Origin of the sequence: Enterobacter sp. MGH 33 (genome assembly GCF_000534535.1) — a bacterium.
Taxonomy (GTDB): domain Bacteria; phylum Pseudomonadota; class Gammaproteobacteria; order Enterobacterales; family Enterobacteriaceae; genus Enterobacter; species Enterobacter hormaechei_C.
Window position 1 is genome coordinate 4,041,363 of sequence record NZ_KI973212.1, and the last position, 19,223, is coordinate 4,060,585.

The 19,223-nt window shown below is 56.5% G+C and carries 14 protein-coding genes and 1 tRNA gene; 5 read left to right on the forward strand and 10 right to left on the reverse strand.

All coding sequences use genetic code 11. The features are described 5' to 3' along the window. The first annotated feature begins 105 nt into the window (after positions 1 to 105). Positions 106 to 861 (forward strand): flap endonuclease Xni, encoded by a 756-nt coding sequence (gene xni, locus L379_RS05250; protein WP_023295348.1) that lies wholly within the window; start codon positions 106 to 108, stop codon positions 859 to 861. A 57-nt stretch (positions 862 to 918) separates the two neighbouring features. Here xni and rlmM read toward each other — a convergent pair whose 3' ends face one another. The 4 genes from rlmM to L379_RS05230 all read right to left on the reverse strand — a co-directional run bounded on the left by rlmM (position 919) and on the right by L379_RS05230 (position 3,942). After that, positions 919 to 2,019 carry a 23S rRNA (cytidine(2498)-2'-O)-methyltransferase RlmM gene (gene rlmM / locus L379_RS05245; RefSeq protein WP_003862754.1) on the reverse strand — a complete coding sequence of 367 codons (1,101 nt, stop codon included), beginning with the start codon at positions 2,017 to 2,019 and terminating at the stop codon, positions 919 to 921. Then, the gene (locus L379_RS05240; RefSeq protein WP_003862756.1) at positions 2,012 to 2,407 is read right to left on the reverse strand and encodes a DUF423 domain-containing protein; all 396 of its coding nucleotides are present in this window, start codon (positions 2,405 to 2,407) and stop codon (positions 2,012 to 2,014) included. The genes rlmM and L379_RS05240 overlap by 8 nt, the downstream gene beginning before the upstream one ends. A gap of 39 nt (positions 2,408 to 2,446) precedes the next feature. After that, the gene (gene gcvA, locus L379_RS05235; RefSeq protein ID WP_003862758.1) at positions 2,447 to 3,364 is read right to left on the reverse strand and encodes a glycine cleavage system transcriptional regulator GcvA; all 918 of its coding nucleotides are present in this window, start codon (positions 3,362 to 3,364) and stop codon (positions 2,447 to 2,449) included. A gap of 350 nt (positions 3,365 to 3,714) precedes the next feature. Beyond that, a complete protein-coding gene (locus L379_RS05230; RefSeq protein ID WP_015571738.1) occupies positions 3,715 to 3,942 on the reverse strand; it encodes a YgdI/YgdR family lipoprotein in 228 nt (75 codons plus the stop codon). A 191-nt stretch (positions 3,943 to 4,133) separates the two neighbouring features. Here L379_RS05230 and csdA point away from each other — a divergent pair, with 191 nt between their 5' ends. Together csdA and csdE are read left to right on the forward strand one after the other, a co-directional pair. Beyond that, on the forward strand, positions 4,134 to 5,339 hold the full coding sequence (gene csdA, locus L379_RS05225; protein ID WP_015571739.1) for a cysteine desulfurase CsdA: 1,206 nt from the start codon (positions 4,134 to 4,136) through the stop codon (positions 5,337 to 5,339). Continuing rightward, on the forward strand, positions 5,339 to 5,785 hold the full coding sequence (gene csdE / locus L379_RS05220; protein ID WP_015571740.1) for a cysteine desulfurase sulfur acceptor subunit CsdE: 447 nt from the start codon (positions 5,339 to 5,341) through the stop codon (positions 5,783 to 5,785). Before csdA ends, csdE begins: the two co-directional genes overlap by 1 nt. Here the strand turns inward: csdE and tcdA are convergent. Then, positions 5,776 to 6,582: a tRNA cyclic N6-threonylcarbamoyladenosine(37) synthase TcdA gene (tcdA, locus tag L379_RS05215; protein WP_015571741.1), complete on the reverse strand. Its 807-nt coding sequence runs from the start codon at positions 6,580 to 6,582 to the stop codon at positions 5,776 to 5,778. The two genes, csdE and tcdA, sit on opposite strands and share 10 nt — an antisense overlap. A gap of 75 nt (positions 6,583 to 6,657) precedes the next feature. Next, the gene (gene mltA, locus L379_RS05210; protein ID WP_032654843.1) at positions 6,658 to 7,755 is read right to left on the reverse strand and encodes a murein transglycosylase A; all 1,098 of its coding nucleotides are present in this window, start codon (positions 7,753 to 7,755) and stop codon (positions 6,658 to 6,660) included. 208 nt (positions 7,756 to 7,963) lie between these two features. Here mltA and L379_RS05205 point away from each other — a divergent pair. Then, positions 7,964 to 8,040 (forward strand) — tRNA-Met (locus tag L379_RS05205). An 89-nt stretch (positions 8,041 to 8,129) separates the two neighbouring features. Here L379_RS05205 and amiC read toward each other — a convergent pair. Then, positions 8,130 to 9,383, reverse strand: coding sequence for an N-acetylmuramoyl-L-alanine amidase AmiC (gene amiC / locus L379_RS05200; RefSeq protein WP_032654847.1), 1,254 nt, complete (start codon positions 9,381 to 9,383; stop codon positions 8,130 to 8,132). Between the two features lie 227 nt (positions 9,384 to 9,610). Here amiC and argA point away from each other — a divergent pair, with 227 nt between their 5' ends. Then, complete coding sequence (gene argA / locus L379_RS05195) at positions 9,611 to 10,942, forward strand: amino-acid N-acetyltransferase (RefSeq protein WP_015571744.1); 1,332 nt, start codon at positions 9,611 to 9,613, stop codon at positions 10,940 to 10,942. Positions 10,943 to 10,975: 33 nt separating this feature from the next. Here argA and recD read toward each other — a convergent pair whose 3' ends face one another. From recD to ptrA, 3 genes are read right to left on the reverse strand one after another with little or no spacing between them, the layout of a single operon-like run. Further along, complete coding sequence (gene recD / locus L379_RS05190; RefSeq protein ID WP_032654850.1) at positions 10,976 to 12,796, reverse strand: exodeoxyribonuclease V subunit alpha; 1,821 nt, start codon at positions 12,794 to 12,796, stop codon at positions 10,976 to 10,978. Next, positions 12,793 to 16,335, reverse strand: a complete 3,543-nt coding sequence (recB, locus tag L379_RS05185; protein WP_032654855.1) for an exodeoxyribonuclease V subunit beta — start codon at positions 16,333 to 16,335, stop codon at positions 12,793 to 12,795. Before recB ends, recD begins: the two co-directional genes overlap by 4 nt. Beyond that, a complete protein-coding gene (ptrA, locus tag L379_RS05180; RefSeq protein ID WP_023304348.1) occupies positions 16,332 to 19,214 on the reverse strand; it encodes a pitrilysin in 2,883 nt (960 codons plus the stop codon). Before ptrA ends, recB begins: the two co-directional genes overlap by 4 nt. Positions 19,215 to 19,223 lie beyond the last annotated feature (9 nt).

Below are 19,223 nucleotides of genomic sequence, written 5' to 3' on the forward strand. Positions count from 1 at the left end.
AGGAAGCCTCGTTTTGCGAGGCTTCTTCCTGTTTTCCCCACCATTCATAGTTTCATGCTGCGCTCAGTGTTACCCTTCACCCATTAGACAGAAGGGAGATTATCTGTGGCCGTTCATTTGCTTATCGTCGATGCACTTAACCTGATTCGCCGTATTCATGCGGTACAGGGCACCCCCTGCAAGGACACCTGTTTACACGCGCTGGAGCAGCTCATTCGCCATAGCGAACCCACCCACGCTGTTGCCGTATTCGACGATGAAGCACGCAATACCGGCTGGCGGCACCAGCGCCTGCCGGACTACAAAGCCGGACGTGCGCCAATGCCGGACGATCTGCACGCAGAAATGCCCGCTATCCGCGCGGCCTTTGAGCAGCGCGGCGTTCCGTGCTGGGGCGCCCACGGTAATGAGGCTGACGATTTAGCCGCAACGCTGGCGGTTAAAGTCGCGAGCGCCGGGCATCAGGCAACTATCGTTTCAACCGACAAAGGCTACTGCCAGCTGCTCTCACCAACGATCCGCATCCGGGACTACTTTCAAAAACGCTGGCTGGACGCGCCATTCATTGCCAGCGAGTTTGGGGTATCGCCTGAGCAACTGCCGGATTACTGGGGGCTGGCGGGGATCAGCAGCTCTAAAGTGCCGGGTGTCGCCGGTATTGGACCCAAAAGCGCCGCACAGCTGCTGACGGAGTTTCAGAGTCTGGAAGGAATTTACGCCAGGCTTGATGAAGTGCCGGAAAAATGGCGCAAAAAGCTGGAGGCGCATAAAGAGATGGCGTTTATCTGCCGGGAGGTGGCGACGCTACAGACGGATTTACAGCTGGACGGGAATTTACAGCAGTTAAGGTTAGAACGTTAAAACAACTACACGATTTTGTAGGCCCGGTAAGCGCAGCGCCACCGGGCGTTACAAACGTTATCGCTCGTCGCGACGCCCACCCACTGCCGCCCACCAGCGACGGATATGGACCGTCACTTCTTCGCGGTCGTGATAAAGCTGACGCGCCTGGATTTCCGCGTTAATCCCGTGTTCGTCCAGCTGCTGCTGAATATAGGCCAGGTTCTGCGACACCTCTTCGTAGCGCTTTTTCATCGGCAGCTTGAGGTTGAAAATCGTCTCACGACACCAGCCGTTCACCAGCCAGGAGGCCATCAGCGCCGCGACTTTCGCCGGTTTTTCTACCATGTCGCACACCATCCAGGAGATGTTGTTGCGGTTCGGGCGATAGCGGAAGCCGTCCTCACGCAGCCAGGTGACCTGCCCGGTATCCATCAGGCTTTGCGCCATCGGGCCGTTATCCACAGACGAAACCCACATATTGCGTTTCACCAGCTGATAGGTCCAGCCGCCCGGGCACGCGCCAAGGTCGACGGCATACATGCCGTTTGCCAGACGTTCGTCCCACTCGTCCGCCGGGATAAAGACGTGAAACGCCTCTTCCAGCTTCAGGGTTGAACGGCTCGGCGCATCTGCCGGGAAGCGCAGACGCGGGATCCCCATAAAGAACGGCGAATTATTGGTGGTATACGAGTAGCCGGCGTAGCAACATCCTGGCGCAATAAAGAAGATATGCACGACCGGGCGCTTTGGCGTTTCGTAGTTTGTCAGCACACCCGCATCACGCAGCGCCGCGCGCAGCGGCACGGTGAACTTACGGCAGAACTTCATCAGCTCTTTGCTTTCGTTGGTGTCGGCCACTTCCACGCGCAAATCGCCGCCCTTCTCCACCACACCCTGCAACAGGCCAACAATCGGCGTGATGCGATCTTCCGGCGGAAGATCTTTCAGCAGTTCGCCCGCGACAAACATCTGACGGGCGAAAATCAATGAGCTGAACGGCAGTTCGCGCGCCAGCTTGTCGGCATCATCAGGCTGATAGCATTCAAATACCACATAGCCCGCGTTCTCTTTGACGCGAGCGAATCCGAAGACTTCACGCTTCGCCGCTTTATCGGTGATTTCCGCGGCGCACTCTTTCTCAAACCCCGGGCGACAATATAAAACAACCTTATTCATGAACAACGCCCTTGCGTTTCAGACGGATAGCTCCGATAAACATTAACACCCAACCCGCCAGGAAGCTGACGCCGCCGACAGGTGTAACAAACGCCCACAGGCGTAAATGCGACAGCGCCAGACAGTAAAGACTGCCGCTGAACAGTACGGTACCCAGCGCCAGAAAGACGCTGCTCCAGTAAAACCAGATGCTGATGCGGCGCTGCATCGCCACCGCCAGCCCAAAAATTGCCAGCGTGTGGAACGCCTGATATTCAAGGCCGGTCTGGATCCAACCCATCTCCACAACGCCCAGAGATTTGCTTAAGACATGCGCGCCAAACGCGCCCAGAGCTACAAAAATAAAGCCACTCACCGCGGCGAAAATCAGCATGAATCGGCTGGTCATGTTTAAGTCCTGAATTGATGCGTGCCCGGCACACAAACGTTATTGTTCATACCTGAAGCGGAATTTTTCTTGCTCGCTTGCCGCTTTCGCCAGTATCCACTGCCGGAAAGCGGCTATTTTACCCAGTTCTGCCTGACTGTCATGACAAACCAGATAAAATGCATTCTTGCTGACCAGTACATCGTTAAATGGGCAAACCAGACGGCCTGCCTCAATTTCGGACTGCGCCATAACGTTGTTTGCCAACGCCACGCCCTGCCCGTGAATGGCAGCCTGTAGCACCATCGCGCTGTGGCTAAAAATGGGCCCCTGCTGCACGTTTATATGATTAAGACCTAACTGGCGGGTATAAGTTTGCCAGTCGCGACGCGAAGCATCGTGCAAAAGCGTATGTTGCGCCAGATCGGCGGGCGTTTTGAGCGCTTTATCCCCCGTCAGCAGCAGCGGTGAACAGACCGGCAACAGATATTCTGCGTATAATTTTTCCACACGCAAGCCCGGCCAGTTACCGCGACCGTAAAAAATCGCCACGTCCACATCATCTGCCAGCTTGTCTTCCTGACGGTCCACCGCCTGGATTCGGACATCGATTCCCGGATAAGTTGAGTTAAAGCTTGAGAGTCGCGGCACCAGCCACTGAATGGCAAAACTGGGCAATAAACTCACAGTCAGAGCGCCTTTTGCGCTCCGGGCCTGAAGCTTGCGAGTGGCTTCCGTCAGCTGGGAAAAAATCTCTTTAATATCCTGAAAATAGCTCTGCCCCTCTTCGGTCAACAGCAACGAACGGTTGCGTCGACGGAACAGCTTAAGCCCCAGAAAATCCTCCAGAGACTTGATTTGATGACTTACTGCGGCCTGTGTCACAAAAAGCTCATCGGCTGCGCGGGTGAAGCTGAGGTGGCGTGCTGCTGCATCAAAAACACGTAATGCATTTAGGGGTGGCAATCGCTTGGACATGGTTATCTGGCTTAGATGTTAACGAGATTTAACATATAGGAAACAAAGTTTAACCTATTAGTTTTTTTTATCTGAGCCATTATAATTTGTCCGTTGAGGAACTACCAGCAAATACCTATAGTGGCGGCACTTCCTGAGCCGGAACGAAAAGCTTTTTTTGGAATGCGTGTTCTGAAGGGCTTTTGGCTTACGGTTGTGATGTTGTGTTGTTGTGTTTGCAATTGGTCTGCGATTCAGACCACGGTAGCAACGCTACCAATTTTTCACTTCCTGTACATTTACCCTGTCTGTCCATAGTGATTAATGTAGCACCGCCAACTTGCGGTGCTTTTTTTTCGCTTATCTAACTGTTAATGCTCGATTTCCTTCATCTCTTTCACATCACTGCGGTTGATCTGCTGTTTGTTCCCGTTAGCATCTTTGTAAGAAATCATCCCGGTATCATTATCGGTTGTCGGTTTCCCTTCAGAGACGATAGATCGACCATCGTTGGTATGCATTACGTAGTTATTACCAGAACAGGCGCTCAGGGCAAAGGTCAACGCACAGGCAGAAATGATTGCAGCTGTCTTTTTCATGATTATCTCCTTTAGCAATTAATGCTATTCAAACCTCGATTTATAACAGGCTAAAACATCCGCCTAACACTATTTAGCATAACCTGCTTTTTCAGACTCGCCAGGATAAGCAGACAAATCTGATAGATATCAACTTCCTTGCCCTGCCGATGAATTTGCGCGACGATCGTAGAATCGATATGAGGAATTCCATGAACGCTTTCAGTCCTGCGCAGTTTCGCGCACAGTTTCCTGCGCTGGCCGATGCCGGCATTTATCTTGATAGCGCCGCCACGGCCCTTAAACCGCAGGCGGTGATTGAGGCAACCCGCCAGTTTTACAGCCTGAGCGCCGGGAACGTGCACCGCAGCCAGTATGCCGACGCGCAGCGCTTAACGGCGCAATACGAAGCCGCACGGGATCAGGTCGCGCGCCTGATCAATGCTGACAGCGGTAAGAACATCGTCTGGACGCGGGGCACCACCGAGGCCATTAACATGGTGGCGCAATGTTACGCGCGTCCGCTGTTGCAGCCCGGGGATGAGATCATCGTCAGCGAGGCGGAACACCACGCCAACCTGGTACCCTGGCTGATGGTGGCCGAACAAACCGGGGCACAGGTTGTAAAGCTCCCGTTGGGTGCGGACTTCCTGCCTGACGTGGCGCGTCTGCCTGAGCTGATTACGCCGCGCAGCCGTATTCTGGCGCTGGGGCAGATGTCCAACGTCACCGGCGGCTGCCCGGATCTGGCGCGTGCCATTGAGATTGCCCATGCCAGCGGCGTGGTGGTGATGGTCGACGGTGCGCAGGGTGTGGTGCATTTTCCGGCTGACGTTCAGGCGCTGGATATCGACTTCTATGCCTTCTCAGGACACAAATTGTACGGGCCAACCGGTATCGGCGCGCTGTACGGCAAAGCTGAACTGCTGGCCCGGATGACGCCGTGGCTCGGCGGCGGCAAGATGATTACCGAAGTCACCTTCGACGGTTTTAAAACGCAGGATGTACCCTACCGCCTGGAAGCCGGTACCCCAAACGTGGCCGGGGTTATCGGTCTGAGCGCAGCGCTCGAATGGCTGGCAGAAACGGACGTGGTTCAGGCTGAAAGCTGGAGCCGGGGTCTGGCGACGCTGGCGGAAGAAGAACTGAAAAAACGTCCGGGTTTTCGTTCGTTCCGCGTCCAGGACTCCAGCCTGCTCGCCTTTGATTTCGCGGGCGTGCACCATAGCGACATGGTGACGTTGCTTGCCGGATACGGCATTGCCCTGCGTGCCGGACAGCACTGCGCCCAGCCGCTGCTGGCGGCCATTGGCGTGAGCGGTACCCTGCGCGCCTCGTTTGCACCGTACAATACAAAAAGCGACGTCGATGCGCTGGTTTCCGCCGTCGACCGCGCCCTGGAATTACTGGTGGATTAATGACAAGTTCAGCTTTAGCCGGGCACCCGTTCGGCACCGTTATTACTGAAGAGACGTTAAAACAGACCTTCGTCCCGCTCACGCAGTGGGAAGATAAATATCGTCAGCTGATCCTGCTGGGTAAACAGTTGCCCACGCTGTCAGACGAGCTGAAATCACAGGCGAAGGAGATCGCAGGCTGCGAGAACCGCGTCTGGCTTGGGTTTAGCGTATCCGGAGAGAAACTGCATTTCTTCGGCGACAGCGAGGGACGCATTGTTCGCGGTCTGCTGGCGGTGCTGTTGACCGCAATCGAAGGGAAAAGCGCCGCAGAGCTGCTGGCGCATTCTCCGCTGGCGCTGTTTGATGAGCTGGGACTTCGCGCGCAGCTTAGCGCCTCGCGCGGTCAGGGACTGATTGCGCTAAACGACGCGGTACTGGATGCCGCCCATCAGGCTCAGGCCTGACGTTCCGCCTTCGCCATCATCTTCTTCAGGGCGTGAGAGACCGCCACAAAGCCGAAGGAGGCGGTCACCATGGTGGCCGCTCCAAACCCTGAGGCACAATCCATCCGCTTTGGCCCTTCCGCCGTGCTTTTCATTGCACAGACCGAACCATCCGCCTGCGGATAAACCAGCGCTTCTGTCGAGAACACACAGTCCACGCCCAGCTTGCCTTTGCTATTTTTCACCACGTTGAAGTCGCTTTTTAAGCGCTCGCGTAGCTTAGCGGCCAGCGGATCCTGAATGGTCTTCGCCAGATCCGCCACCTGGATCTGCGTCGGATCAATTTGTCCACCCGCGCCGCCCGTTGTCACCAGCGGCACCTTGTAACGACGACAGTAAGCGATCAGCGCCGCTTTTGGCCGCACGCTGTCGATGGCATCAATCACATAGCTGTAGCCTTTGCTCATGTACTCCGCGACGTTATCTGCCGTCACAAAGTCGTCGATCACCGTCACACTACACTCCGGGTTGATGAGACGAATACGCTCCGCCATCACCTCGGACTTCGCCAGACCGACGTTATCACGCAGGGCGTGGATCTGACGGTTAGTGTTAGTGACGCAGACGTCATCCATATCAATCAACGTAATTGCGCCAATGCCGGTTCTCGCCAGCGCTTCTGCCGCCCACGAACCCACACCACCAATGCCCACCACGCAGACATGCGCATCCGCGAACAGTTGCAGGGCTTTTTCACCATATAACCGTGCCGTGCCGCCGAAACGCTGGCGCCAGGCATCGCTGATTACCACAGACATAAAACCTCAGATGTAAAAAGGGTGAGGTATTCCTCACCCTGAACCGTAATCCGTCTTGCCCTCAGAATACCACAATCAGCCGCTGAATACGTTTCCGGTACCCGGCGCTGCCTTCAGCACCCACACGCGTCCGTAGTGGTTATACCAGCCTGCACGATGGCCGGCATCCGGGCCGATGCCCTGATAAATGTCGAAGTGCTGGCCTTTGATCGCCCCACCCACGTCCAGCGCCACCATCAGGCGTAATTCATACTTGCCGTTGAATTTGCCGTTGTTGTCGAGGAGTGGAACTTCCGCCAGCAGCGTAGTACCTGCCGGGATAATCGAACGATCCGATGCCACAGAAGCGCGGCCAATCAGCGGGACGGCGCTCGCCCCTTTCACCGGCGCAAAGTTCTGCGGTTTGAAGAAGACAAACGATGGGTTCTGCTCAAGCAGCTCACGCACTTCCGCTTCGCTGTGTTTTTCGCCCCACTCGCGGATCGCCTGCATCGACATATCTTCTCGTTTCACTTCGCCACGGTCGATGAGCACCTTACCGATGCTGCGATAGGCATGGCCATTTTTCCCGGCGTAGCTAAAGAAGTTCAGCGGCGAGCCGTCGCCAAAATCAATATAGCCGCTGCCCTGCACGTCCATAATGAAGTTGTCCATCAGGGAGTTGCTGTAGGCCAGCACGTAATTTTCGCTCAGCGCGCCAGCGTAGATCTCGGCGCGGGACGGCAGACGACCGCGTTTCGGCGGCATACGGTAAATGGGATACTGGAACTCGCCCTGGCGTGTGTGTCGCGCCTGGACAACCGGGGTGTAGTAACCGGTGAACCGGACGTTACCGTAGTTATCCGCCCCCTCCATCTGCCAGGCATCGATACCAAACTGGCGCATATTGCGGGTATCACCGCCTGCACGCAGCCAGTCCTGCACGGCGCTATAGACGTTGTTCTGCGAACCGTATAAACGCGGAGAAGCAGTGCGGATCTGGTAGACCTGCTCGGAGAAGTCTCCGGCATTGATCGGAGCGCCCACGGCGTCTGGCTGGTTAACTAAAGAGAAAGGCTGGGATAACTTCCCGTCTTTATACTGTTGACCGCGATCGGTCGGTTTGGAAGAGCAGGCCGCAAGAATCGCCACCATTGCGCCTGTCATCAGATACTTCGCCCAACGTCCTTTCATTATATCTCGTCTTTTAGTTGCCCAATTCCGCGAGATGAAGATAACAAACCCACCGTGTTAATGAAATGCAATCGCCTTCCCTTTGGCAAATTCTGCACAAAAAATAGTCCAAAGTGGCTTTTGCCGTTCATTTTGCATACAAAATAATGAATTATGTGAAAAAGGGGTTGCATCACAAACCTATCCGAGTATAGTGCGCTTCCACGGACGCGGGGTGGAGCAGCCTGGTAGCTCGTCGGGCTCATAACCCGAAGGTCGTCGGTTCAAATCCGGCCCCCGCAACCAACACTTCTTAAAACAATAAACACCCTGAAGGGTGTTTTTTTGTATCTGGCGTTTGTGAAAATGCCGGGCATGATACCCGGCTTAATGCCCTACCCCCGCCGCGCCAGCGTTTCCCCGTCTGAGAAGTAGGCCCGGATCCCCGCCAGAATCGACTCCGCCACTTCCTGCTGGAATTTAGCCGTCTTGAGCTTACGTTCCTCTTCCACGTTACTGATAAACGCGGTTTCGACCAGAATGGATGGAATATCTGGCGCTTTCAGGACCGCAAATCCGGCCTGCTCGACGCTGTTTTTGTGCAGCTTGTTGACCCGGCCCAGCTTGCCCAGCACCGCTTTACCAAACTTCAGGCTGTCGGTAATGGTCAGCGACTGCACCATATCAAACATCGTATGGTCGACGTAACGGTCGCCACTTTTGCTCACGCCACCAATTAAATCCGAGGCGTTCTGCGTGTCCGCCAGGTATCTCGCGGCGGTACTGGTCGCCCCTTTCGTTGACAGGGCAAACACTGAAGATCCACTCGGCTGGCGGCTGGTGAAGGCATCCGCGTGAATAGAGACAAACAGATCCGCGCGCTGCTTTTGCGCTTTTGCCACGCGGACCTTCAGCGGGATAAAGACATCTTCGTTGCGCGTCATGTAGGCGCGCATATTGCCCTCTTTGTCGATCAACGCCTTCAGACGACGGGCAATTTGCAGCACCACATCTTTTTCGAGGGTGCGATATTTCCCGACGGCGCCGGAATCTTCTCCGCCGTGGCCAGGATCGAGCATGATCACAATCGGGCGATCGCGCCCCGCCTTGCCCGGCTGTGGGCCACTTTGCGCTGGCGGAACCTGGCTGTCGAGATCGCCTTTGTTGTAATCCTCAAGTAATGCCAGGAGCGGATCCTGAATATCCGTCGCATTCGCCGGATAGAGATCCATCACCAGACGCTCCTTAAAGGCGGCTACAGGCGCAAGGGCAAAGAGCTGAGGTTTCACGTTCTGCTTCAGCTCAAACACCATGCGCACGGTTTGCGGATCGAACTGCCCGACGCGCGCCGATTTGATAAACGGATCGTCGCCACGGATCTGAGCTGCCATGCCTTTAAGCACGGAGTTGAGGTTCACACCTTCGAGATCAACCACCACACGTTCAGGATTGCTGAGGGCAAATTGCTTGTATTTCAGCACGCGATTGGACTCGACCGTCACGCGCGTATAGGTCGACGACGGCCAGACGCGCACCGCGACTACCTGGCTTGTGGCGGCAAGACCCACCTGGCTGACGCTAAGCAACCACATCGCCCCGGCCCCTTTTAACAGGCGGCGGCGGCTTATTGCTGAATTGGATCCCGACATGCTTCTCCCGAGCAAGAAATCTGATTGATGAACAAAACGCCCAAATTGACCGAAAACTTTAACGAATGACGCATAAACTGTCATCTATAAAAGGGTAAACAATCATACGTTAACGCACGGATTACTTATTATTTTCTGTGGGTCGCAGAAAATTTAGGCTTGCACACGCGGCCACAATCGAATAAAAATACAGAAATTACGAATAAACATTCACTAGGGGTTGTGTCATGGTTAAGGAACGCAGAACCGAACTGGTCCAGGGATTCCGCCATTCTGTTCCCTATATCAACACCCATCGGGGAAAAACGTTTGTCATCATGCTTGGCGGCGAAGCCATTGAGCATGAAAACTTTTCCAGCATCGTCAATGATATCGGCCTGCTGCACAGCCTCGGCATCCGTCTGGTGGTGGTGTATGGCGCACGTCCGCAAATTGAAGCCAACCTGGCCGCCCATCACCATGAGCCGATCTACCACAAACACACGCGCGTGACGGATGCGAAAACCCTCGAGCTGGTCAAACAGGCGGCGGGTCTGTTGCAGCTCGATATCACCGCCCGCCTGTCGATGAGCCTGAATAATACGCCGTTGCAGGGCGCGCACATCAACGTGGTGAGCGGCAACTTTATCATCGCTCAGCCGCTCGGCGTGGACGATGGCGTGGACTACTGCCACAGCGGCCGCATCCGCCGTATTGATGAAGAAGCCATTCACCGCCAGTTAGATAATGGCGCGATCGTCCTGATGGGACCCGTTGCCGTCTCCGTAACGGGTGAAAGTTTTAATCTGACCTCAGAAGAGATTGCCACCCAGTTGGCCATCAAGCTGAAAGCGGAAAAAATGATCGGCTTTTGCTCCTCACAGGGTGTCGTGAACGATGAGGGCGTGATTGTGCCAGAACTTTTTCCGAATGAAGCCCAGGCGCGCGTCGAAGCGCTGGAAGCAGAAGGCGATTACTATTCCGGTACCGTGCGTTTTCTGCGCGGCGCCGTTAAAGCGTGCCGTAGCGGGGTGCGCCGCAGCCACCTGATCAGCTATCAGGAAGACGGCGCGCTGTTGCAGGAGCTGTTCTCCCGTGACGGGATCGGTACGCAGATCGTCATGGAGAGCGCCGAGCAGATCCGCCGTGCCACCATCAACGATATCGGCGGCATTCTGGAGCTGATCCGTCCGCTGGAACAACAGGGCATTCTGGTTCGCCGATCCCGCGAGCAGCTGGAGATGGAGATCGACAAGTTCACCATCATTCAGCGGGATAACCTGACCATTGCCTGTGCGGCACTTTATCCGTTCCCGGAAGAGCAGATTGGCGAAATGGCATGCGTCGCCGTGCATCCTGATTACCGTAGCTCCTCACGGGGGGAGCTGCTGCTTGAACGCGTGGCGGCACAGGCGCGCCAGATGGGTCTGAGCAAGCTGTTCGTGCTTACCACGCGCAGCATTCACTGGTTCCAAGAGCGCGGCTTCACGCCGGTGGATATTGATTCCCTGCCGGAAAGTAAGAAAGAGATGTACAACTACCAGCGCCGCTCGAAAGTGTTAATGGCGGACCTGGGATAACAGTCACCCTCTCCTGCTGGAGAGGGCGTTCACTCAGACAGATTCAAATATCACGCTTAATCCGCTTCTGCGCTCAGTACGGGTGGCTATCGCCTGACTCAACACGCGCTCATCCGCATACAGCGACAGACGCTGGCGCGCACGGGTAATGGCGGTGTAGACCAGCTCGCGGGTCACAACCGGCGACAGCTGGGTCGGCAGGATCAGCGCCGCATGGTTGAACTCGGAGCCCTGAGATTTGTGTACCGTCATCGCCCATGCCGTTTCATGCTCTGGCAGGCGGCTGGGCTGGACGGACTTCACGCTGCCGTCCGGTAGCTGGAACCAGACGCGCAGTCCGTTACCGCGATCGAGCGCAATGCCGATATCGCCGTTGAACAGCCCCAGCGCACTGTCGTTGCGGGAGATCATCACTGGCCGGCCTTCATACCATCGCGAATGCTGTTGACGGTTAATTTTGCGCTTCTGCACCAGCAACTGCTCCAGCCTGTCGTTCAGGCCCGTGACGCCAAACGGCCCTTCCCACAATGCGCACAGAAGCTGGTATTCGCCAAATGCGGCGATGACCTGCCCCGGCTGACTGCGCTGCTGCACGCAGCTCAGAAAATGCTGGTATCCCTGGAGAGCCTCCTCAAGCATAGCCTGATACTCTTCCCCGCTTTGCAGCGATTTCTTTTCAATGTCAGCGAAGGAACCGTCAAACACCGTGCGCGTGGCGTGCCTGTCGCCACGGTTGACCGCCGCAGCCAGCTGGCCGATGCCGGAGTCGCTGCCGAAACGGTAGCTTTTTTGCAGCAGGCACAGGCTGTCACGCAGTGCGCCCGCGATCGGCGTGTGATCGGGTTCAAGCGAGCAACCGGTCAGACGGGCGAGCTCCTGCGCCCGCGCGGGGGTATAACCGTAACTGGCGTAGGTACAGATATCTCCCAGCACCGCCCCGGCTTCTACAGAGGCGAGCTGATCGCGATCGCCCAGGAAAACCACGCGCGCATGGGGTGGTAGCGCATCGATCAGGCGCGACATCATGGTCAGGTCGATCATGGAGGCTTCATCCACCACCAGCACGTCCAGATGCAGCGGATTGCCCGCATGGTAGCGCAGCCGCTGGCTACCCGGCTGCGCGCCGAGCAGACGGTGCAGAGTACTTGCTTCACCCGGGAAAAGCGCAAGCTGCTCCTGGGTGAGCGGCAGCCGTTGCATCGCACCGCCCAGTGATTCGGTCAGACGCGCCGCGGCCTTCCCGGTGGGCGCCGCCAGACGAATACGGCATCGCTGCTCGCCTGAAAGCTGTATCAGGGCTGCCAGCAGCTTTGCGACGGTCGTTGTTTTCCCGGTTCCCGGGCCGCCGGATATCACCGAGATCCGCCGCGTCAGGGCGACGGCTGCCGCCACTTTCTGCCAGTCTGTGGCCTCACCGGAGTCAAACAGCCTGTCCAGCGTCTGGCGAAGCTGTGCTTCGTCGCAGGGAAGCGGCGCATTGGTCTCACTAAAGAAACGCGCTACCGTCAGTTCGTTTCGCCACAGGCGGTTCAGGTATAAGCGCTCCCCCGTCAGGATCAGCGGTGCCTGGTTGTCTCCCGGCCCGACGGCTGACGATTCACGCAAGATTTTCTGCCAGTCCACCGTCTCCCCCAGCAGCGCAAAGCAGGACTGGAGGACAGGCGGCATTTTCTCGTCAGCCACCAGACGCGAGAGCGGCAGACACACATGCCCCTCTCCGGCGTCTTTACTCAACAGGGCAGCGGCAAGCATCACGGCGGGCTGGTCAGCGGCAATCATCATGGCAAACTGCACGTCCAGCTGACGCAGCACGCGTTGCTCTACCGCATCCAGCAATAAGTCCTGCATCGTCATGCCATCTCCTCCGTGTTTGCTGCAAACAGGTTATCCATTTTATTAATCAATTCCGCATCCGGACGGGTGCTGAAGATCCCGGAGCGCGGATCGGCAGCGTCGACCCCGCGCAGGAACAGGTAGATGACGCCGCCAAAATGATCGTCGTAGCGGTAATCCGCAATACGGTGGCGCAAATAGCGGTGCAGCGCCAGGGTATAGAGCTGATATTGCAGATCGTAGCGATGCATTTGCATGGCGGCCGCCATCGCCTGCTGGGTATAGGCTTCGCTGTTCTCGCCCAGCCAGTTTGATTTGTAATCCAGCAGGTAGTACCGTCCTTCGTGACGGAAGACCAGGTCGATAAACCCTTTCAGCATGCCCTGCACCTGACGGAAGTTCAGCGGCGGGCAACCGGCTGAGAGCGGATCGTACTGACGGATAAGCGCATCGAGCGCGTCGGCCTTAAGCGGGCCTGCGACGGGCAGATAAAACTCCATCTCAACCTGCTTATTTTTGGCCGTTAACTGGCGAAGAGAGAAGCCCTGCGCCGTCAGCGGCGCCTGCAAAATGGCGTTGATCCAGTCAGTGAGAACGGGCTGCCAGTGCGCGTCATAGCCTCCGCTCTGCAACATCTTCAGCACCCACTCCTCACTGACAGGCTGGGTGAAATCAAGCTCTTCAAAGAGGCTGTGCAAAAAGGTGCCCGGCGACGCGCCGCGTGGGAACTGATGTGGAGTTAACGTCGGTTCAACCGGAACATCGCCCACCCCTGCGGCATCCACGTCCAGCTTCGGCATGAGATCCTGCGCAATACTTTGCCCGTGCTGTTGCAGGCCAGAATAGCTGGTGACGCGCCAGTCGTCGGCAAGCACCCGTGTGATCTGGCGCGCGTTAAGATCGGTCGCGGGCTCTTGCGCCATTTCCCAGCGGCTGTTGTCTGGCAGAGAAGGGATATGGAGGGCGATATCGTCTCCGCAAAGCGACTCAATACAGAGGCGCAACCCCGCCGCATCTTTAGGCTCACCACGCTGAATAAGCCGCCCTAAGGCGCTTAAATGGAAATCGCTCTCCCCTGTTTTCTCCCCGCGACGGCGGAAAACCGGCGCGACGCCCAGGCTGCAATGCCAGACAGAACGGGTCAGCGCCACGTAAAGCAGGCGCAAATCCTCCGCCAGACGCTCCGCTTCCGCCAGCTCAACGCTGGTTTCCGCCTTGCTGAGATCGAGCACCGCATCGAAAGTCTCGCGGTCATGATAATAGGCCTGATCCTGAACGCGGTAGTTGGCGATAAAGGGCAGCCAGACCAGCGGATACTCGAGACCTTTCGATTTGTGAATGGTGACGATTTGCACCAGATGCTTATCGCTCTCAAGACGCATCTGCTGGCTTGAGGCGTTACTGTTTGGATCCGCGATTTGCTGCGCCAGCCAGCGCACGAGGGCATGTTCACTTTCAAGCTGGGTGCCGGCTTCCTGCAACAGTTCGCTGATGTGTAAAATATCGGTAAGACGCCTTTCACCGCCCGATGACGCCAGCATATTTTCGGCAATCTGGCGCCGCGTCATCAATTCGCGCAGCATCGCCATGACGCCGCGTTTTTGCCAGCGTTCACGGTAATGGACAAACTCTTCCACCACCGTATCCCATGCGTTTTCGTCATGGTTGAGCTCATCAATATCGCGCGCGTTCAACCCCAGCATGGAACTGGCCAGCGCGCTTCGAAGCGTATTTTCGCGCTCCGGGGCCAGCACCGCCTGAAGCAGCCAGAGCATTTCCTGGGCTTCCAGCGTGTCGAACACGCTGTCGCGGTTAGAAAGATACACTGACGGAATATCCAGCAACGTTAGCGCATCGCGGATTAGCGCCGCTTCCTGACGACTGCGCACCAGCACGGTAATATCAGAGGCTTTAACTGGATTCGCCTGTTCCCCCTTCCACAGCAGCGCCTCGCCGCGCGCGCCTGCGCTCAGCCAGTCACGGATTTGCGCGGCGCAGTGCTGGGCCATCGCCGCCTGATAGTCGGCAACCCCATAGCCTTCCCCTTCCAGCAGCCAGAAGGTCATGGCGGGTTGCACCGCGCTACTGACTTCGAAGCGCAGGGATGCGTTTTTTGGGGCGGATTTCACCGGCAGGAAAGGGATTTCATTGAACATGAACGCCGTCTCCATACGGCTGAACAGCGCATTGACGCTCTCAACCATCCCCGGCGCGGAACGCCAGTTAGTGTCTAACGTGTAATGCGCGACAACCTCACTACGGGCTTTCATATAGGTGAAGATATCTGCGCCACGGAAGGCGTAAATCGCCTGTTTAGGGTCGCCTATCAACAACAGGGCAGTGTCGGGCTGCTGTCGCCAGATGCGGCGAAAAATGCGGTACTGCTGAGGGTCGGTGTCCTGAAATTCGTCAATCATCGCCACCGGAAAACGGGTACGGATCGCGCTGGCGAGCGCTTCACCATTCTCGCTGGACAGCGCCTCGTCCAGGCGGCTCAGCATGTCATCAAACCCCAGCTCGCCCCGGCGACGTTTTTCGCGCGCGACGGCCTGGCGGATCTCCGTCATGGCGCGTGTGATCATCAGGTCATTGAGCGTTAATGGCTCCGCAAGCAGCGCATCAATCGCCACAAACAGGGAATGCTCAGGCACAATGCCGTCGGCTTTGGTTCGCTCGGTCAAAAAGCGCTGCGAAAATTTTTCCAGCGCGTCCGGAAGCTGGTAGCCCCGCGTCTCCTCCTGGGCCCAGACGCTGATCTTTTCGATCCACTTCCCCTGGTTCCCACGGTTGAACTTGCGTCTGTCGATGCCTGAGTTTTCGATGATTGCATCAATTTCACCAACCGACTCATTCCACTTCTGCTTAAGCGTCGCAATTTTGGCGACGATCTTTTCATGGCGCGAGGCCAGCGTTTCATCGGCAGGCGGCGGAGATTTAATGACCGGCGCTTCGCCTTGCAGGTAACGGTCGATGGCGCGAAGAAGCTCTTCCGGACCTTTCCACAGGGCGTGAACCGCTTCGGCAATGTCGCGCTGCAATGGATAACAGTGACGACGCCAGAAATCCGCACAGGCCTGATAGCGAAGCTCGGATTCATCTTCAATAAGCTGCTGCTCAAAGAGCATGCCGGATTCAAACGCATTCAGGCTTAACATGCGCTGACAAAAACCGTGAATGGTGAAGACGGACGCTTCATCCATTTGCCGCTCGGCCAGCAGCAGCCATTGCGCAGCCTGTTGCTTATCCGCAATCTCGTCCAGCAGGCTCGCGTAGAGGGGGTTATCCGTCGTCTGACGCAAACAGGCGATGCGCAGCTCATGAATGTTGCTGCGAATACGGCCACGCAGCTCGGCAGTGGCCGCTTCGGTGAAGGTTACCACCAGCAGCTCTTCCACGCTTAACGGGCGCGAAAAAGCGGCGTTGCCGCCGAGCCCCAACAGCAGACGCAGATAGAGCGCGGCGATGGTATAGGTTTTTCCCGTTCCCGCTGAGGCTTCAATCAGTCGCTCACCCTGTAGAGGTAAACTTAGGGGATCAAGCGGCTCAGCGGTATGGGTCATTCTTTCTTACTCCAGGGCATAGTTTGTTGCAGCGCGCTGACGCTCTTCCAGACGGTCCACTCTTTTGATTTTACGTAGTCCGTTTTCCCGTTCTGGCTGCCAGAAACCTGAGACAGGATGGCCATACCCTGCGGTTTTACTACCGCCTGATGGAAGAAATCGGCAACCTTTTGTGGCGTCAGCTGTTTTATTTCGGCCACTATTTTATCACGCGAATCAAATTTCATATTACCGCGATCAAAATCTTTGCTCAGCTGCGAGGCCTCTTCACCCAGCGTCTGCGGCGGCTGCATCACCTGGGCGATAACCGCCTGCTGGATCTGGGCAAACTCTTCCGGCTTCATGGCGCGCAGTTTTGCTTCCGCCTGCGGGAAGAACGCCTGATAACGCTGCCACAGGTAAGCGGGTTGCTTGTCGCTGCTTTGCAGAAGGAAGCCCAGCCCCCACTGACGGCCCACATTCATAGAGAAAGCGAATACCGCATAGCCCAGCTGCTCTTCGGTGCGCAGCTGGTTGTAAAACCACGGCTGAATAATTTGACCAAGCACCGCACTCTGGGCAGAGCTGGTAAATTCGTCATAACCGACAGGGACAAACACCGCGGCCAGCGCGGAATCCGTGCTGCTTCCCGCTTTTTCGAAGATCACGTTCTGCTTTTTCTCTACCAGCACATCCTGGTTACGGCACCACTCATCGCCTTTTGAACCCAGTTGCGCACGGACGTTTTGCGCCAGCGTTTTAGCCTGATCTTCGCTCATATTCCCTACAACCAGGAACTCCGGACGGGTATTGGTTTTCAGCGCATCACGGTAAGCCAGCACCTCTTTTAAGGTGACTGAGGGCAATAACGCGCGGCGATCTTCGCGCTGGAAGTACGGAATTTGCGACAGCATCTGTGCTGGCATAATCGCCTGATCGTAGGCTTTACCCTTCTCGGCAGAATCCATCATCTGGGCATACCAGGACTTAGCCTGCTCGAGCTGTTCTTCCGTAGGCGTATAGCTGAAATAACCGTCCAGCAGCGCCTGGAACAGCTGCGGCAAACGCTGGGTATAGCCGTTGGCATTCACCATCAGGCCGTTATTGGCATTGGTGGAGAAACTGATACCACCAACGGCAGCCTGGTTGCTGAGCTGATCGAGAGCAATACCGGCCAGATAATCGTTAAGCGCAAACAGCACCTGGTTTCTGGCGCTGTCCATTGCTTTGGGGTTACGCAGCACCACGCTAACATCCGCTTTTGGCTCGTCGGCGAAATAGCGGCTTGGGGTGTAGACCACGCGCAGCGTCGGCTCATCAACAATCAGCTCCGGGTGCGGATACGCCTTTGCGGGTTTGATCAGCGAGAAATCGTCCGGGATGTAGGGGTTAAGCTCCGGTAACTTCAGCGCAATTTCCCCGGCCTTTTTCTGCCAGCCCGCAAAGGTCTGTTCGCTGATTTTTTCAACCTGATACGGGGCATCAACGAAGTAGGCCATTTTGTTATGCGGTTCGTTCGGGCTGATATACCAGACGCGGGCATTCTGCGGAGTCATCATCGCCAGACGCGCTTTGAGCGCTCCGGCGTCATACTGGTCGGCAATATTTACCGCATCCAGCGTATGTTCCACCGGCACGCGGATCATGGTATCTGCCAGCCACTCAACGTAGTCCATATCACGCGTGATAGAGGGATAGCGGAAATCGAGATCCAGCACGTGCGCCAGCTCGTCAAAGTAGCGTTTATCGACGCCTTTATCGCGCAGCAGAGAGAGGTAACTGAAAATGGCCGCAACGACGTCGTCCCGGTGAGCCAGCCCTTTATCGGTCAGCGTCGCGGAGATGGCCAGCACGCCGCTATTCCCGTTTACAACGGGATCGGAGTCAGCGCGAATACCTTCCACCAGCCCCTGCTTTTGCAGCCAGTCGGAGAGCGTACCCGGGCTGCGGTTGCCGATAAGATACGTCACCAGCTCGTCGGTTTTGCTACGGAACTGCGCCGTGTTGTTATCAATACGGAATTCAACGCGTAACACCTTGCGCGGCAAGGCCGGCACATAGTGAATAACAATGCCTTTTTGCGCGTCCGTGACAACCGGCACGTTAATCTGCGGCAGATCGATATTTTTATTTGGCACCCTGCCGTAGGTCTGCGCGGCCATGTTTGCCAGCGTCGGCAACGGTTTATTGCTGTAGATAACCGCTTTCATCAGATTGGCGGAATAGTATTTTTCACGAAACGCATGCAGCGCATCGAGCACCGGGCTACCTGGCTTGTCGCTCAGCGTTTCAAGGTTGCCGCCTGAGAAGCGCGAACCCGGGTGCGCCGGATTGATGGTTTCAGCACTAACCTGCGCCATGCGCATACCGTCTCGCGTGCGCGCCATCGTCAGTTCGGCGTTTACGGCATTACGTTCACGGTCAGCGTATTTTTTATCCAGCAGCGGTGCGGCGATGGCATCCGCCAGACGGTCCACCGCCCCATCAAGCGCATCATTTTCCACTTCCAGGTAAAACGCGGTGCGATACGGCGCGGTACTGGCGTTGTGGCTGCCGCCATGCATTTTCAGAAATTCGGACAGGCTGTCAGGCTGTGGGTATTTTTTAGAGCCCATCAGCGTCATGTGCTCAAGGTAGTGCGCCAGTCCAGGATGGGCGTCAGGATCTTCCAGCGAACCCACCGGCACAACCAGCGCGGAGAGCGATTTCACCGCCTGAGGATCGGAAACCAGCAGCACGGTCATCCCGTTATCAAGACGAATCGCCTGATACTCACGGGTGTCCTTATCGCTCTTACGGATTGTTTCCTTGACAGGTTGCCAACCGGAATCGGCCTGAGTGACGGGAGCCCAAAGGGCGATAAACAAAACAAACGCTTTGAACAAGGTGCTGCCTGGCATTACGACCTC